The 16,079-nt window shown below is 71.9% G+C and carries 15 protein-coding genes; 5 read left to right on the forward strand and 10 right to left on the reverse strand.

Annotation, left to right across the window (positions count from 1 at the left end):
* Positions 1-58 precede the first annotated feature (58 nt).
* On the forward strand, positions 59-805 hold the full coding sequence (locus ACIP89_RS03955) for a bifunctional DNA primase/polymerase (protein WP_401922432.1): 747 nt from the start codon (positions 59-61) through the stop codon (positions 803-805).
* 101 nt (positions 806-906) lie between these two features.
* Here the strand turns inward: ACIP89_RS03955 and ACIP89_RS03960 are convergent, their stop codons facing one another.
* From ACIP89_RS03960 to ACIP89_RS03990, 7 genes are all read right to left on the reverse strand, one after another.
* Positions 907-1,839: a hypothetical protein gene (locus ACIP89_RS03960; RefSeq protein WP_401921118.1), complete on the reverse strand. Its 933-nt coding sequence runs from the start codon at positions 1,837-1,839 to the stop codon at positions 907-909.
* The gene (gene efeU, locus ACIP89_RS03965; RefSeq protein ID WP_401921116.1) at positions 1,772-2,743 is read right to left on the reverse strand and encodes an iron uptake transporter permease EfeU; all 972 of its coding nucleotides are present in this window, start codon (positions 2,741-2,743) and stop codon (positions 1,772-1,774) included. The genes ACIP89_RS03960 and efeU overlap by 68 nt, the downstream gene beginning before the upstream one ends.
* Before the next feature lie 39 nt (positions 2,744-2,782).
* A complete protein-coding gene (gene efeB / locus ACIP89_RS03970; protein WP_402112869.1) occupies positions 2,783-4,057 on the reverse strand; it encodes an iron uptake transporter deferrochelatase/peroxidase subunit in 1,275 nt (424 codons plus the stop codon).
* Positions 4,058-4,080: 23 nt separating this feature from the next.
* Positions 4,081-5,217, reverse strand: a complete 1,137-nt coding sequence (gene efeO, locus ACIP89_RS03975; protein WP_401921113.1) for an iron uptake system protein EfeO — start codon at positions 5,215-5,217, stop codon at positions 4,081-4,083.
* 190 nt (positions 5,218-5,407) lie between these two features.
* Positions 5,408-6,247: a heme ABC transporter ATP-binding protein gene (locus ACIP89_RS03980; RefSeq protein ID WP_401922439.1), complete on the reverse strand. Its 840-nt coding sequence runs from the start codon at positions 6,245-6,247 to the stop codon at positions 5,408-5,410.
* On the reverse strand, positions 6,244-7,344 hold the full coding sequence (locus ACIP89_RS03985) for a FecCD family ABC transporter permease (RefSeq protein WP_402112871.1): 1,101 nt from the start codon (positions 7,342-7,344) through the stop codon (positions 6,244-6,246). Before ACIP89_RS03985 ends, ACIP89_RS03980 begins: the two co-directional genes overlap by 4 nt.
* Complete coding sequence (locus ACIP89_RS03990) at positions 7,341-8,420, reverse strand: hemin ABC transporter substrate-binding protein (RefSeq protein ID WP_401922444.1); 1,080 nt, start codon at positions 8,418-8,420, stop codon at positions 7,341-7,343. Before ACIP89_RS03990 ends, ACIP89_RS03985 begins: the two co-directional genes overlap by 4 nt.
* A 134-nt stretch (positions 8,421-8,554) precedes the next feature.
* On the opposite strand from ACIP89_RS03990, the gene ACIP89_RS03995 reads away from it, so the two are divergent.
* The 3 genes from ACIP89_RS03995 (at position 8,555) to ACIP89_RS04005 (ending at position 12,520) form a co-directional block, all read left to right on the forward strand.
* On the forward strand, positions 8,555-9,973 hold the full coding sequence (locus ACIP89_RS03995; RefSeq protein WP_402112874.1) for an HtaA domain-containing protein: 1,419 nt from the start codon (positions 8,555-8,557) through the stop codon (positions 9,971-9,973).
* A 141-nt stretch (positions 9,974-10,114) separates the two neighbouring features.
* Positions 10,115-11,707: an HtaA domain-containing protein gene (locus ACIP89_RS04000; protein ID WP_402112875.1), complete on the forward strand. Its 1,593-nt coding sequence runs from the start codon at positions 10,115-10,117 to the stop codon at positions 11,705-11,707.
* 141 nt (positions 11,708-11,848) lie between these two features.
* Entirely contained in the window at positions 11,849-12,520 is a 672-nt protein-coding gene (locus tag ACIP89_RS04005) for a PhzF family phenazine biosynthesis protein (RefSeq protein WP_402112878.1), read from the forward strand.
* 150 nt (positions 12,521-12,670) lie between these two features.
* On the opposite strand, the gene ACIP89_RS04010 is transcribed toward ACIP89_RS04005, so the two are convergent.
* Positions 12,671-13,336: a heme oxygenase (biliverdin-producing) gene (locus ACIP89_RS04010; protein WP_402112880.1), complete on the reverse strand. Its 666-nt coding sequence runs from the start codon at positions 13,334-13,336 to the stop codon at positions 12,671-12,673.
* A 223-nt stretch (positions 13,337-13,559) separates the two neighbouring features.
* Positions 13,560-14,417: a type I methionyl aminopeptidase gene (map, locus tag ACIP89_RS04015; RefSeq protein WP_402112883.1), complete on the reverse strand. Its 858-nt coding sequence runs from the start codon at positions 14,415-14,417 to the stop codon at positions 13,560-13,562.
* A 58-nt stretch (positions 14,418-14,475) separates the two neighbouring features.
* On the opposite strand from map, the gene ACIP89_RS04020 reads away from it, so the two are divergent.
* Positions 14,476-14,709: a hypothetical protein gene (locus ACIP89_RS04020; RefSeq protein WP_024494784.1), complete on the forward strand. Its 234-nt coding sequence runs from the start codon at positions 14,476-14,478 to the stop codon at positions 14,707-14,709.
* A gap of 34 nt (positions 14,710-14,743) precedes the next feature.
* Here the strand turns inward: ACIP89_RS04020 and ACIP89_RS04025 are convergent, their stop codons facing one another.
* Entirely contained in the window at positions 14,744-16,054 is a 1,311-nt protein-coding gene (locus tag ACIP89_RS04025; protein ID WP_402112885.1) for an MFS transporter, read from the reverse strand.
* Positions 16,055-16,079 lie beyond the last annotated feature (25 nt).

Consider the following 16,079-nt stretch of genomic DNA (forward strand, 5'->3'; position numbering starts at 1 on the left):
ACCCGGGGCGCAGGATGGTGGGACGATGGACAGGGGCAACGCTGAGGTAAGGGGATAGATGGGCGCCGATTTCGGCCGTAGTCGCGGCTCAGAGAGCAGGTTTTCCCACTGGCTGCGCCGGCGACCCAAACCGGAGCAGGGCGAGGTCGACGACACCGCACGGGAGGCACTGCTCCTGGCTGTCGCGGAGGCCGGAATGCCGATCGCGCCCGCCGCCCATCCGGTGGGCTACCGATGTTCCTGCGAACGCATGGGCTGTCCGACCCCCGCCAGGCACCCGATCTCGTTCGCCTGGCAGACGCAGTCCACCACCGACCGGTCCCAGATCGAGCGCTGGGCCCGCAGCCAGCCGCAGGCGAACTTCATCACGGCGACCGGCATGATCCACGACGTTCTCGACGTCCCGCTGTCGGCGGGCGAGCAGGCGCTGGAACGGCTGCTCGCCGCCGAGATCGAGGTGGGCCCGGTGGCCCGCTCCGGCGACGACCGGATGCTCTTCTTCACGGCGACGCGGGGCACGCCGGAGGACGAGGACGAATGGTGGCCGTGCGAGCTGGACTGCCACCCCGAGACGATGGACGAGCACCCCGGGCTGCGGTGGCACTGCCGGGGCAGCTACGTGCTGCTGCCGCCCGCGCGGCTTCCCGGTGAGCTGGACGTGCGGTGGGTGCGGGGGCCGGAGAATCCGCTGCCGGATCCGCTGACGCTGCTGGAGACGCTGACGGACGCGTGTGCGCGGTTCGTCGGGTCGGCGGAACAGAGCGATGTCGATCATGAGTCGGTGGCCTGGCCGCTGAGCCGGTAGGCGGTGGCCCGGCGGGGGTGGGCGCGGATGCCGGGGCCGCCCGGTGACGGTTCGCCCTCGATCGCCGGGCGGGCCTGGTTGTGCGCTCGGGCGGGCCTGGTTCAGGAGCCCTTGGCCGAGGTCAGGCCCGGGAGACGGTTCAGTACGGTCACCTGGGCCGTGCCGGCGCCCTTCTTCGGGACGTACACCAGCTGGCTGGAGACCCGCTCCTTCGTGAGGGTGCTCTTCACCTCGCCGGACATCAGGGCCCGCACATCCGGGGTGACCGTCGGTCGCAGCCCCTTCGCCGCCGTCTGGCGCTCGAAGTGCTTGCTGCTGAAGAAGACCAGCGCCCCGCCGTCCTCCGTCTCCAGGCCGAGCGGTCCGAACGCGCCGCTGTCCAGCGGCTGGTCGATGTACTGGTACGAGAAACCCGCCCGCCGGGTGTTCTGGCGGGTGGTACGCCAGAGCGAGGTGGAGGCGCCCGGGGCGAAGACGTCGGGCGTGCCCTTCTGCAGGTAGTCCGTGTACTGCTTGCTCAACTCCTGCGGGGCCACCGTCAGTCCGGCGCTGTCCGCCGGGACCGGCTTGGCCCGGCCCTCTTCGTCCTTCGCGAAGCGGGGCAGCCGCGACGGGGCGACGACCGACAGGTAGACGGCCCTCCACCCCGCGTCGGGGCCGGACTTGGTGAAGACGACGAGCCAGCGGGTGTCCAGCTTGCCGCTGTCCTGGTCCCGGTTGGAGTCGGTGTCCGCGACGAACCACCTCGGCCAGCCCGCCTTCTTCGGGATGACGTAGTTCGCGTCGGTCAGCTCCAGCGGCTGGTGGTTCGCGTTGCCGTCCGGGTTGTTCGCGTGCCGGGCCTTCAGGCCCGCCTGGTTGATCGCCCCGAGGGAGCCACCGATCTCGTCCGCGTCCAGCGCCGGATCGTAGGCCTTGTCCGCCGCGTTGTACGCCGCGGTGAACGTCTTCAGGGCCTGCGCCGCCTCAGACTTCGTCGCCGCCGGAACGACTTCCAGCTCGCCGTGCACCGTCACGCATCCGCTCGCCGTCATGCTCAGCACCGTTGCCGTCGCGAGCCCCGTCGCCAGCCGAACCGGCCTCAGACTTCTCATCCGTTGCTCTCTGCGCCTTCTGATCCGTCGCCCCCACTGACCGTGCGAACCCTACCGGGGCGAGGAAGAGCGCGAGCGTGGGGATCAGATACAGCGCCCACACCGTGATCTGGAGAACCGTCGGATCGGGCTGGAAGTTGAAGGTCCCCTTCAGCAGCGTGCCGTACCAGCTGTCCGGCGGGATCGTGGCGCTGATGTCGAACGCCCGGTTCTGCAGGCCGCCCAGGAACTCGGCCTCCTGGAGGTCGTGCACCCCGTACGCGAGCACGCCCGCCGCGACGACCACCAGCATGCCGCCGGTCCAGGTGAAGAACTTCGACAGGTTGATCTTCAGCGCACCCCGGTAGAACAGCCAGCCCAGCACCACCGCGGCGGCGATGCCCAGCACCGCGCCGATCATCGGATGCCAGCCGTCGTCCGCCGCGTGCACCGCACGCCATACGAACAGCGACGTCTCCAGCCCCTCCCGGCCCACCGCGAGCAGCGCCGTGGCGACGAGCGCCCCGGTGCCCATCGCGAGCGCCGCGTCGAGCTTGCCGTGCAGCTCCGCCTTCAGGTGCCGGGCGGTACGCCGCATCCAGAAGACCATCCAGGTGACCAGGCCGACGGAGAGGATCGACAGCGAGCCGCCGAGCGCCTCCTGCGCCTTGAACGTCATCTCCTGGGAGCCGAATTCGAGCCCCGCGCCGAACGCCAGGCTGACGACGATCGCGATCCCGACACCGACCCAGATGGGCAGCAGCTTGTTCCGGTTGCCCGTCTTCACCAGGTACGCGATGAGAATGCAGACGACCAGGCTGGCCTCAAGGCCCTCGCGAAGGCCGATCAGGAAGTTACTGAACACGATTCGGATCCCTTTCCGCTTCGGGGTGCTTGAGAACGGCTACGAGAACAGCGCCCGGCCCCACCAGTCGTCCTTGTCGCGGACGCCCGGCGGGACGGCGAAGTGCGCCGAACCCACGTGCTGGATGTACTCGTTGAGCGCGTCGTGCGCCGCCAGACGGCGCTGGAGCGGCACGAACCCCTTGCGGGTGTCGCGCTGGTACGCGAGGAAGAACAGCCCGGCGTCGAGACGGCCCAGGCCGTCCGTCCCGTCGGTGAAGGAGTAGCCGCGCCGCAGGATCGTCGCCCCGACGTTGCTGTCCGGGTGTGCGAGCCGTACGTGGGCGGTCGGCAGCATCGCCTTCAGGAACGGCTCGTCGCGCTCCTTGGCCTTGCCGACCGGGGCGCCCTCGCCCTTGTCGCGGCCGAAGACGTCCTCCTGCTCCTGGAGCGGCGCGCGGTCCCAGGTCTCGATGTGCATCCGGATGCGCCGGGCCACCAGGTAGGAGCCCCCGGTCATCCAGCCCGCCCGGTCCTTCCCGCCCACCCAGACGTGCTCGTCCAGGGCCGCGGTGTCGCTGCCGGAGATGTTCCGGGTGCCGTCCTTGAAGCCCATCATGTTGCGCGGAGTCTGGGCACCGGGCGTCGTCGAGGACGTCTTGCCGAAGCCCAGCTGGGACCAGCGGATCGCGGTGCGGCCCATGCCGATCCTGGCCAGGTTGCGGATGGCGTGCACCGCCACCTGCGGGTCGTCCGCGCAGGCCTGGACGCACAGGTCGCCGCCGCTGCGGGCCGGGTCCAGGTTGTCGCCGGGGAACTTGGGCAGATCGACGAGCGCGTCGGGCCGCCTGTCCTCCAGGCCGAACCGCCCCCTGGCGAACAGCGAGGGACCGAAGCCGATGGTCAGCGTCAGCCGGGACGGTCTGAGGCCCAGCGCCTCGCCCGTGTCGTCCGGCGGCGCCTCGGCCAGTCCGCCGTAGGCCCCGTCACCGACCGCGTGACCGGCCGTCATCCGCTCGGCGGCCCTGGTCCACTCCTTGAGCAGCGCGACGAGTTCGGCCCGGTCCTCCGTCGTCACGTCGAACGCGGCGAAGTGCAGCCGGTCCTGGACGGCGGTGGCGATCCCGGCCTGGTGCGCCCCGTGGAACGGCACCGCCGCACCACTGTCCGCGGTCGGGACCCGGGCGTCGTCCGAGCGGACCGCAGCGACGGCGCCGCCCGCCGCCACCGCGCCCAGGGCGAGCCCGGCGCCGCCCCAGCCGAGCAACGCCCGCCGTGAGGGTGCGCCGGTGGCATCCGGGTGCGCCGCGCCCGCGTCCTGTGTGTCCTCGGACATGCCCGAAACCTCTCTGCGGCCCGTTACTTCGTCACCGCGGCGGCGAGCCTGGAGAGCGGCTCCGCCAGGGCGTTGACCGCGTCCGACAGGTCCTTGCGGTCCGCCTTGCCGACCTTCTCGTACGAGGTGAACGCGTACGAGGTCTTGTCCTCGCGGTAGGTGTCCAGCAGCTTGTTCAGCTCCGCGAACCGCTTGTCCAGGGTGGCCGACAGGGCCGCGTCGTTCTTCGAGGCGATCGGCTTCAGCAGCTCGTAGGACTTCTCCGCGCCCTCGACGTTGGCCTTGAAGTCGATCAGGTCGGTGTGGCTGTAGCGCTCCTCCTCGCCGGTGACCTTGCCGGTCGCGACCTCGTCGAGGAGTTCCTTGGCACCGTTGGCCATCGAGGTCGGGGTGATCTCCGCCGTGCCGACCCGCTTCTGCCAGTCGAGCAGGTCCTTCTGGAGGGTCGGCGCGAGCGCCTTCTCCTCCGTGCCCAGCTTCTTGTCCTGCCACAGCGCCTTCTCCAGGCGGTGCCAGCCGGTCCACTTCTGGCCGTCCTCCAGTCCGTCCGCGCGCACGTCGACCTTCGGGTCGATGTCACCGAAGGACTCCGCGACGGGCTCGGTCCGCTCCCAGCCGAGCCGGGATTCGGCGTAGACCTTCTTGGCGGCCTCGATGTCCCCGGCGGCGACCGCGTCCGTGAAGAGCTTGGCCTTCGGCAGCGTCGCGTCGGCCTGGTCCTGGACGTAGGTGCGGTAGGCGGCGACGGCCTTGTCCATCTCGGGGCTGCGCTTGGCCGCGCTGCCGCCGCTGATCTCCAGCTTCTGCCGGATGCCGTGGCCCTTCATGCCGGGCTTGCAGGCGATCTCGTACGAACCGGCCTTGATCTCCGCCGTGATGGTGGCCTTGGTGCCGGGGCCGATGTTCTCGCGCTCCGCGACGATGCGATCGTCCGGGAACAGGACGTAGACCTCGGTGACCTTGGAGCCCTTGTTCTGCACGGCCAGCTCGACGTGACCGGCCGGCAGCTTCTTCTTCGACACCTCGCAGGAGTCGTCCTTCGCGACGACCTGGACGGCACCGTCACCCTTGCCGTCGCTCTTCTCGGCGCAGCCCGTGACAGCGGTCAGAGCGGCCACGGTGGCGGCGGCGGTGACAACGGAGAGACGAACGGCTCGCATACGGGCTCCACATGAGGATGAAGGAAGAAAACGGAAGGACCGGACAAGGGCAGGTGAGGCCGACCTAACTTAACCGGCCCTTACCTGACCGGTACCCACGCACGCAGTGATTCAGCTCTCACCCCGCACACGCGGGAACGGGGCGATCACGACCGACCCATGGGCGAGCCCGGCAGGGGTAAAGCGATGGTCAAGCGGTCCGGTCGGGCACCACGAGCGGCACCCCGGTCCGCGGATGCGGGAACACCTCGACCGGCTGCCGGTAGACCTCGCCGAGCAGCGCGCCCGTGAACACCTCCGCGGGCGGCCCGGCCACCGCGATCCGCCCGCCGTGCAGCACGGCGGCCCGGTCGGCGTAGGCGGCGGCCAGTCCCAGGTCGTGCAGGACGACGACGACCGCGTCACCGGCGGCGGCCCGCTCCCGGCAGATCCTCAGCACCAGTTCCTGGTGGCGCAGGTCCAGCGCGGCGGTCGGCTCGTCGAGCAGCAGCAGCGGGGCGCGCTGCGCCAGCACCCGGGCCAGCGCGACCCGGGCCCGCTCGCCGCCGGACAGCGCGGAGAACGGGCGGGCGGCGAACTCGGTGACCTCGGTGGCCGCCATCGCCGCGCGGACCGCCGGATCGTCCTCGTCCTCGCGCTCCGTACCGGCCCAGGGCGCGCGCCCCATCCGGACGACGTCCTCCACCGGAAAGGGGAAGGAGAGCGCGGCGGACTGCGGCAGCACCGCCCGGCGCAGGGCGAGTTCGGGCGCGGACCAGTCGTCGACCGGCCGCCCGTCGATCCGTACGGTGCCGCTCGTGGCGGGCAGGTCGGCGGCGAGCGCGGCCAGCAGGGTCGACTTCCCGGCTCCGTTCGGTCCGACGAGGGCCAGCACCTCGCCCGCGTGCACCGTCAGCTCGATCGAGTCGAGCACCTGCCGCCCGCCCAGCCGGACCCGCAGCCCGCTCACCTCCGCGACCGGGGCGCCGGGGGCGACCGGCGCCGGGAGCAGGCGCTCGCGCACCGCGAAGAGGTTCCGCAGCGTCCTCATGCCCAACCACCTTGCTTGCGACGGGTCCTGCGCAGCAGCCAGAAGAAGAACGGGCTGCCGATCAGCGCGGTCAGTACACCGAGCGGCAGCTCGGCCGGGTCCGCGACGGTACGGGCCGCGAGATCGCCCGCGACCAGCACCAGCGCACCGCCGAGCGCACTGCCGGGGACGAGGAAGCGGTGTCCGGGGCCGTTCGCCATCCGCAGCAGATGCGGCACCAGCAGCCCCACGAACGAGATGATCCCGGCGACCGCCACCGCGGCGGCGGTCAGCAGCGCCACGACGAGCACCAGCACGACGCGGAGCCGTTCCACATCGACGCCCAGGTGCCTGGCGGGCCGTTCGCCGAGCGCCAGCAGGTCCAGCTTGCGGGCGTAGAACGGTGCCACGACGAGTCCGAGCACCGCGCACGGCAGCACGGCCAGCACCTTCGGCCAGGTGGCCTGGGCCAGCGAACCGAGCTGCCAGAAGGTGATCTGGCTGATCTGCGCGTTGTCCGCGAAGAAGATGAACAGTCCGATCAGCGCACCCGCGAAGGCGTTGACGGCGATGCCGGTGAGGATCAGCGTCACGACCTCCGTCCGGCCGCCGGAGCGCGACAGCGCGTAGACGAGCAGCACGGTCAGCAGACCGGCGGCGAACGCGCAGACGGTGATGGTCCAGTTGCCGAAGAAGCTCAGTCCCAGCGCGATCGAGGCGACCGCGCCGACCGCCGCGCCCGCCGAGATCCCGATGACGCCCGGCTCCGCGAGCGGATTGCCGAACACCCCCTGCATCAGGGCGCCCGCGCAGCCGAGGGAGGCGCCGACCAGCAGCGCGAGGACGACCCTCGGCAGCCGGACGTTCCACAGGACGCTCTCCCCGACCCGGTCCAGGGCGTGTCCGCCGAGTCCGATCCGGTGCTGGAGGGAGGCGAGGACATCACCGAGCGGAATGCTGTACGCGCCGAGTCCGGCGGAGAGCAGAGCGCACAGGACGAGGGCGGCGAGCAGCCCGGCGGTCAGGGTGACTGCGGTGGAGCGCCGGGCCCCCGGCGGCGGCGCGGGAGCCGCTTCGGGGCCGGTCCGCCCGGTGCGCTCCTGGCAGGAGGTGGTCACTTGGCCGCCCCGTCCTTCGGGTGGAGCTGGGCGACCAGCTCGCTCAGCACCCGGTCGGTGCGCGGCCCGTAGTTCAGCAGCACCCCGTCGTCGATGGAGAGGATCCGGCGGTCCAGGCCGGCCGGGGTCTCCGCGACGCCCGGGATCTTCACCAGACCGTCGACGCCGCCGACCGAGTCGAGCCCCTTCGTCATCACCAGGATCGCGTCGGGCGCCGCCTTGGCCAGGGCCTCGCTGGTGATGGCGGTGAAGTCCTTCTTCAGCCCGGACGCCTTGCCCGCGTCGACCGCGCCCGCCGCTTCGAGCAGCGAACTCGCGCCGGACTCACGGCCCCCCAGCAGATAGACGGAGGCGGAGCCGCGCAGATAGAGGAAGGCGACCCGGGGCTTCTTCGCCCCCTCGGCCGGAGCGGGCACGGACTTCCGGACGGCGTCGATCCGGTCCTCGGTGCGCTGCTTCAGCTCATGGCCGGACTCCGGTACCCCCAGGGCGGCCGCCACCGTCTCGATGCGGCGGCCGACATCCGCGAGCCCGGTGGCCGGTTCGACGACGACGAGCGGAATCCCGGCGTCCCGGATCTGGCCGATGGCCTCGGCCGGGCCGGTCGTGGTGTCCGCGAGGACGACGGTGGGCCGCAGGGAGAGCACGCTCTCGGCCGACACGTCATGGGCGCGGGTCACCACCGGGAGCTTCCCGGCCTGCTCGAAGGTGGCGGTGATGTCGCGGGCCACCACCTGCTTGCCCAGGCCGAGAGTGAAGACGATCTCGCTCAGGCTGCCGGTCAGCGGCACGATCCGGTCGGCCGAAGTGATCGTGGTCCGCTTGCCGTCCGCCGATCTCACGGTGACGGGCAGGCGGGGCGCGGGCACGGTGGCCAGCGGCTCGATCCGGTCCGCGTCGGCGGCCGAGGCCTTCCTGACGCCCGCCGTCTTCGCCGCCGGGGTCCCCGTGCCCCCGCAGCCGGCCAGCAGCAGCGCGGCCGCCAGGGATATCGCGGCCGTACGGAGGCCGGTGCGCCCGCGCCCCGGTCGCCCGGTGTCGCGGCCCGGCGGGGCGAAGTCCTGCGAGAAGCGCACTGGGGCACCGTCCTGTCGTTCTGCGGCGTGCAGTTGGGAGTGGATTGCGAGAAATGTGACGGAAGGGGGTACCGACACACGATGTACATATCTTAGGTTAGCCTTACCTCATCTTCTAGACCTCGGAGGGGTTCATGCCGCCGTTCAGACCTGCCCGCGCGCTCGCCGTCGCGCTTCTCGCGGTACTGCTGGGAGCCCTGCTCCCGGCCACCGCCGCGCAAGCGGCGAGCCGGACGGTGCAGGGCGGCCGGCTGGACTGGGGGATCAAGTCCTCCTTCCAGAGTTACGTCACGGGCCCCATCGCCCACGGCAGTTGGAGCCTGACGGGCGGCGCGGCCACGGTCGGCGGAAGCCAGTTCCGCTTCCACTCCGCGACCGGCTCCTACGACCCGGCGAGCGGCGCCTTCACCTCCGGCTTCTCGGGCGGCGTCCACTTCACCGGCCACCGGAAGGCCGACGGTTCCAACGAGCTGGACCTCACGATCAGCCGCCCGACCGTCCGCGTCCAGGGCGGCAGCGGCACCCTGTACGCCGACATGGTGAGCAAGGACCGGGGGACCGGCCGGGTCACCTCCGCGGCCCAGGTGCCCCTGGCCACGCTCGGCCTGTCCGGGATCGACATGCGGGGCGGTTCCACCCCCATCGCCCTCAACAACGTCCCGGCGACCCTCACTTCACAGGGCGCCACGTCCTTCGCCGGCTACTACACGGCCGGTACGCCCCTGGACCCGGTCAGCCTCTCCGTGGACACCTCGGCCCCGGCCGGGAAGCCCGCGGCGTCCAAGTCCCCCGGCAAGCCCGCCGACAGCGCGAAGCCGAAGGAGGCGGCGGGCCGGATCGAGGACGGCGCCGTGGACTGGGGCGTGCGCCGCACGTTCCGGGAGTACGTCACCGGCTCGATCGGCCGAGGCAAGTGGGCCCTGTCCGGGGGCGCCCAGGACGGCGGCGCGCTCTTCCGCTTCCCGAAGGGGCAGGGCACGTACGACGCGAAGAGGCAGACCCTGGCAGCCGCCTTCGCGGGCAGTGTCCGCTTCACCGGGGCGGACGGCCTCGACCTGACGCTGTCCCGGTTCTCGGTGAAGCTGAAGGCGGGCCGGGGCACCCTCGGCGCCGACGTCCGGACGAAGGGCGACACCCGAAAGGCCGTGCCGCTCATCACCTTCACCGCCGAGGACTTCGCGCCGAAGGACGGCCTCGCGGTCCTCACCGAAGCCCCCGCGAACCTGACCGCCGACGGCGCCAAGGCGTTCGGCTCCCTCTACAAGGCGGGCACCGCGATGGACCCGGTCTCGCTCGCCGTGGCCCTCGACGCGAAGGCGAAGCTGCCCGCCCTCCCCGACCTGGGCAGCGACCCGGCCCCCGCCGCACAGCCGTCGGACACCCCCGGGCCGAAGACCACCGCCGCCACGGCGTCCGTGGCATCGGCGGCGGACAAGAGCTCCTCGACCGGGCTCTACCTGACCCTCGGCGGGGCCGCCGTGCTCGCCGCGGCCGCGGGCGGCGTGCTGTTCCTGGTGCGCCGAAACCGCTCGACGCCAGGCACTCCTTCCTGACCCCGGACCTCCCCGTCCCCCTTTCCTGACCCCCGGACCTCCCCGTCCCCCTTCCCCTCACATCGCTCCACCCCGCTCCACCCCCGTCCCCACCCCACCCCCCCCCGTTGTTCCTGTTCATCCCTGAGGAGACCACCGACCATGGCAGCCACCCGCCGCCCCATAGCCCTCGCCGCAGCCGTCGCCACCGCGGCCGCTCTCGGCACCGCCTTCGCACTCCCGGCGTTCGCGGCCGGCCAGTCCGGTCAGGACGGCGCCACCGCGGCCGCCCCGGCGATGGAGCTGAAGGACGGCACGCTGGACTGGGGCTTCAAGGAGTCCTTCCGCAAGTACATCGGTGCCGCGGGCAAGATCACGGTCAAGGACGGTGCCACCCAGGCCGCCGGCAACGGTGTGTTCACCTTTGTCAACGGCAAGGGCACGTACGACATGACCACCCACGGCACCGACACCGCCTTCGAGGGCGGCGTCAACTTCTCCGCCCACGGCGGCGTCCTCGACATCACGCTCTCGGACGTCAAGCTGTCCACCGCCGGCAAGGGCGGTGCGATCACCGCCGACGTGGCGACCCCGCAGGGCACCCGGAACGATGTGGCGGTCGCGGACCTCGATCTGTCGGCCGTGAAGCCCGGTCAGGGCGCGGGCGGGGCGATGGTCTTCAAGGACATCCCCGCGAAGCTGACGAAGGCGGGCTCCGAGGCCTTCAACGGCCAGTACCAGGCCGGGGAGGTCCTCGACCCGGCCACGCTCACGGTGAAGGCGGTCACGCCCCCGACCGAGGAGCCGACCGAGAAGCCCACCGAGAAGCCCACCGAACCGACGGGCAAGCCCACCGAGAAGCCCACAGAGAAGCCGACCGTGAAGCCCACGGACAGGCCCACCACCCAGCCCGCCCGGCCGACGCCGAAGCCCTCCCCGAGCACCACGGCCACCGACAAGCCGGCCGCGGACCCGGGCACCATCGTCGCCGGCACCCTGGACTGGGGCGTGAAGGCCTCCTTCCGTACCTACGTCACCGGCCCCATCGCCCACGGCAAGGTCGAGACGACGGGCGGCGCGACCGCCTCCGGCGACGGCTACCGCTTCCCCGACGCCAGCGGGCACTTCGACGCCGCCGCGCAGACCCTGAACGCGGAGTTCGACGGCAGGGTCCGCTTCCTGGGCCACCAGGAGAACGGCGCGTACACGCTCGACCTCTCCCTGAGCAACCTGGAGATCCAGGCCGACGGGACCAAGGGCAAGCTCATCGCCGACGTGTCCACCAAGGACCGCGCGACGAAGAAGGTCGCCACCTACACCGGTCTCGCCGTCGCGGACCTGAAGCTGCCCGCCGGCGGACTCACCGCCAAGGACGGCGTGGTGACCCTCTCCGCCGTTCCGGCCACCCTCACCGCCGACGGCACCAAGGCCTTCGGCGGCATGTACCAGGCGGGTGAGCGGCTCGACGCGCTGACCGTCGCGGTCGCCCTGGACAAGAACGCCGAACTCCCCTCCACCGGCGGCTCGTCCACGGGCGGTGCGTCCGCGGGCGGTACCGCCAGCACCGGTGGTTCGTCCACCGGCGGTTCGTCCACCGGCGGTTCCGTGGGCGGCGGCGGTACGGTCGGCGGCTCCGGCGCCCTGGCCTCCACCGGCTCCGACGTCCCGGCCGGCGCACTGTTCGCCGCCTCCGGCCTGATCGTCGCGGCCGGCGCCGGAGCGGTCGTCGTGGCCCGTCGGCGCCACACCGCCTAGGGTGCGACGTCAAACCGCCGGCGCCGCCCGAAGCGCGGCAGACGGCAGTGTGACGACAGGCCTTAGCAGCGCCGCGTGACACCACCGCCCGGGTGCGGTCCCTCTCGGGGGCCGGCATCCGGGCGGTGCTTGAATGCGCACGTGAGCGACTACGACGTACCCGCCGGCATCGACGTACTGCGCGTGTTCTGCGGCCCCGACGGCCGGCACGGCAACGCGCTCGGCGTCGTACGCGACGGGCGGGACCATCCGGACCGGGCCTCGCGCCAGGAGCTGGCCCGCCGCCTCGGCTTCAGCGAGACCGTGTTCGTGGACGATCCGGAACGCGGGCACCTGGACATCTACACCCCGGGGCTGCGGCTGCCGTTCGCCGGACACCCGCTGGTCGGCGCGGCCTGGCTGCTCGACCTGGAGATCCTGGAGCTCGAAGTGGGGGAGGTCTTCGCCCGTCAGGACGGTGAGTTCAGCTGGATCACCGCCCGCCCCGAGTGGGCCCCGCCACGCACGCTGGAGCAGTACGGCTCGGCGGCCGAGGTCGAGGCGCTGACCGGCCCGCCGTCCGGCGAGGGCTGGCTCTACGTATGGGCGTGGGAGGACGAGGCGGCCGGCCGGATCAGGGCGCGGGCGTTCCCCCGGCGGGGCGACGGCATCATCGAGGACGAGGCGACGGGGGCGGCCGCGCTGCTGCTCAGCGACCGGCTGAACCGGGCGCTGAACATCAGGCAGGGCCGCGGCTCCCAGATCCTCACGGCCCCCGCACCGGACGGCACGGTGGAGATCGGCGGCCGAGTACTACTGGCGGTGCAGGGCTGAGACCGGGCCCGTCCGCCGGAAAACCAGGCCGTCCGGCGGAGGGCCAGACCGTCCGCCGGCGGGCGGGAAATCAAGCCCGTCCGGCGATCGGGGACAGAACGAAGCGGTGGGGCACCCGGACAGGGCACCCCACCGCTTCGCCGCCGAGGCCTACGCACTGAGCGGGAACGCCTCGCCCAGCTCCCGGAACACCGCGGTGTTCAGCGCGAACGCCCGCTTGCACTCGTCCACGATCCGCTGCTTCTCCAGGTCGTCCGCGTCCACCGCGTCCAGCAGCTCGCGGTAGCCCCGCTTGAACGAGGCCGGGTTGGCGATCCCCTCGAAGACGTAGAACCGCACTCCGTCGCCCTTGCGCTCGAAGCCCCAGGTGCGCTCCGCCTTGTCGCGGATGATCTGGCCGCCCGACAGGTCGCCCAGGTAGCGGGTGTAGTGGTGCGCGATGTAACCCGCCGGCCAGCTGCGGGCGCACTCGGCCACCCGCTCCGCGTACGCGGCCGTGGCCGGCAGCGGCTCCAGGCCCTCCCGCCAGTCCGCACCCCGCAGATGGGCCAGATCGCGCTCCAGCTCCGCGGTGCGCATCAGCTCGGGCTGGATGAACGGACCGGCGACCGCGTCCTCGCGCAGCGCCCCGGCGCCGTCCTCCAGGGCGCGGTACACGAACCACAGCTGCTCCGTGTAGCGCGTGTACGCGTCCACGCCGAGGCGCCCGCCGAGCAGGTCGCTCATGAAGGTCGAGGTCTCCGCCTCGACGTGCTGCTCGTGCGACGCGGTGCGGATCAGCGTCGAGAAGGGGGTGGCGGTGACGGTTGCGTCCAAGGCGGGCCTCCGGGGACCAAGGGGACGGGAAGTCCAGAAAGAGACGGAAATATCGGCCCGCCGCGACGGGTGCCGCGACGTCGGCCGATGTCCCGATCTTCCTACTTAGGCTTACCTAAGTCAACTGTTTCCCGACGCCCTGTCGGTAAAAACGGCTGGAGAGGCCGGAACGGCCGCCCGGAAGGGGCGGCCGTCGGAAGTCGGAGTCCGGAGAGCGGACGGGCTACGGGAGCGTGAGGATCTCGGCGCCCGTCTCCGTCACCACCAGGGTGTGCTCGAACTGCGCGGTGCGCCTGCGGTCCTTGGTCACCACGGTCCAGCCGTCGTCCCACATGTCGTAGGTGTGGGTCCCGAGCGTCAGCATCGGTTCGATGGTGAACGTCATGCCGGGCTTCATCACCGTGGTGGCGTGCTCGCTGTCGTAGTGCGGGATGATCAGGCCGGAGTGGAACGAGGAGTTGATCCCGTGCCCGGTGAAGTCCCGCACCACCCCGTACCCGAAGCGCTTCGCGTACGACTCGATGACCCGCCCGATCACGTTCACCTGGCGGCCCGGCCGGACCGCCTTGATCGCCCGCTTCAGCGACTCCTCCGTGCGCTCCACGAGCAGCCGCGACTCCTCGTCCACGTCCCCGCAGAGGTAGGTGGCGTTGTTGTCGCCGTGCACCCCGTTGAGGTACGCCGTCACGTCGAGGTTCACGATGTCGCCGTCGCGCAGCACCGTCGAGTCCGGGATTCCGTGGCAGATCACCTCGTTGAGCGAGGTGCAGAGCGACTTGGGGAAGCCCCGGTAGCCGAGCGTGGACGGATAGGCGCCGTGGTCGCACATGAACTCGTGGGCGACCCGGTCGAGTTCGTCCGTCGTGACGCCCGGGGAGATCAGCTTCGCGGCCTCACCCATCGCCTGAGCGGCGATCCGCCCCGCGACGCGCATGCGCTCCACGGTCTCGGCGTCCTGCACCTCCGGGCCGGTGTACGGCGTCGGGGCGGGCTTGCCGACATACTCGGGGCGCCGGATGTTTCCGGGCACGGAACGGACGGGAGTGATCTCCCCTGGTACGAGCAGCGACTGGCCAGACATGCCAGCGAGTCTAACCAGCGAGTCCGGGGCACCATGGCACAGAGGAAAGGAGCCGGTAATGGCCCTGTTCAAGAAGCGCACGGTCGGCAAGCCGGGCGAGTGGTACTACTGCCTGGAGCACAAGAAGGTCGAGGAGGGCCCCGAGTGCCCGGCCAAGGACCGCTTCGGCCCGTACGCCTCCCGCCAGGAGGCCCAGCACGCGATGGACACCGCGCGGGAGCGCAACCTGGAGTGGGAGACCGACCCCAGGTGGCACGACCGCCAGGGGCCGGACGAGAACGCGGGCGGCTGAGGGCGGGGGCGGCCGAGAGGCCCGCGCCCCGGGCTCAGCCCGCGGGCGCCGCCTCCAGGCCCCCCTCGCGCTGTGCGCGCCTGCGCAGCGCGTCCGCGTCGGTCTCCGAGTCGTAGGTGAGGAGCTTCGGCAGAGCCGCCGCCAGCAGTGCCACCGAGGCGACGCAGGCCACCCCGCCGTTCCAGACGGCCGTACGGGTCCCCGTCCAGCCGGCCATCCCGCCGGCCCGGACCTGGCCCAGCTGCGGGCCGACGCTGTACGAGAGCACCTCGATGCCCGCGAGCCGGCCCCGGAGCTCCTCCGGGATGGTCTGGTTCCAGATGGTGGAGCGGCCCAGGCCGCTGAGCATGTCGCCCGCACCCGCCACCGCCAGGCAGACCAGCACCAGCCACACGTTGCCGAACCAGCCCGCCCCCGCGATGGCCAGCCCCCAGACGGCGGCGCCGGACACCACGAACAGCCCGTGTCTGCGCACCCCCCTGGTCCAGCCGCTGGTCAGCCCCAGCACCAGCGAGCCCACCGAACCCGCCGCGTACATCAGCCCGAGCGACCACTCGGCGTCCAGCTCGTCGCTGAGGAACGGGAAGACCGCGTTCGGGAACGCGAAGAACATCGCGGCCATGTCGATCGCGTACGTCCCCAGCAGCACCGGCCGGCTCCAGGCGTACCGCGCCCCTTCCGCGATGCCGCGCAGCGACGGCTTCTGCCCCTTCTCCACCGGCGGTGCGGGCGCCAGCCGGCGGCACAGGAACACCGAGACGGTGAACGTGAGGACCGTGACCGTGTAGGCCGTGGCGTGACCGGCGTACGCCACCACCACACCGGCCAGCGACGGGCCCAGGATCGCCCCGAACTGCCAGCGCAGCGAGTTCAGGGCGGCGGCCGCGGCCAGCTGGTCGTGCGGCACGATCCGGGCCATCAGCGAGTCCAGCGCGGGCCGCTGGAGCCCGGAGAGCGCGGACACCCCGCCGGCGACGACGTAGAGCGGCCAGAGCAGCGGGTCCGGCAGGGCGGCGTTGACGAGCAGGACGAGCGCGAGGAGTCCGAGCCCCGCCTCGGTGCCCAGGATGACCTTGCGGCGGTCCACGGCGTCGGCGAGCGCGCCGCCGTAGAGGCCGAACACGACCAGCGGCACCAGCTCGACCGCGCCCATCGCGCCGACCGCGAGGGGCGAGCCAGTGAGGTGCTTGATCTGGAGCGGCAGCGCGATCAGCGCCATGGAACTGCCGAAGAAGGTGACGAGCCCCTGCACCGACAGCAGCCGGAAGTCGGCGGAGGACCGCCAGGGCGAGAGATCGGGAAAGAGCGCGGAGAGCCTGGCGGCGAGGGAGGAGCGAGAGGTCACGAGGACACATCGTCCGTCGAGGTAC

The organism is Streptomyces sp. NPDC088730 (assembly GCF_044751215.1).
Taxonomy (GTDB): domain Bacteria; phylum Actinomycetota; class Actinomycetes; order Streptomycetales; family Streptomycetaceae; genus Streptomyces.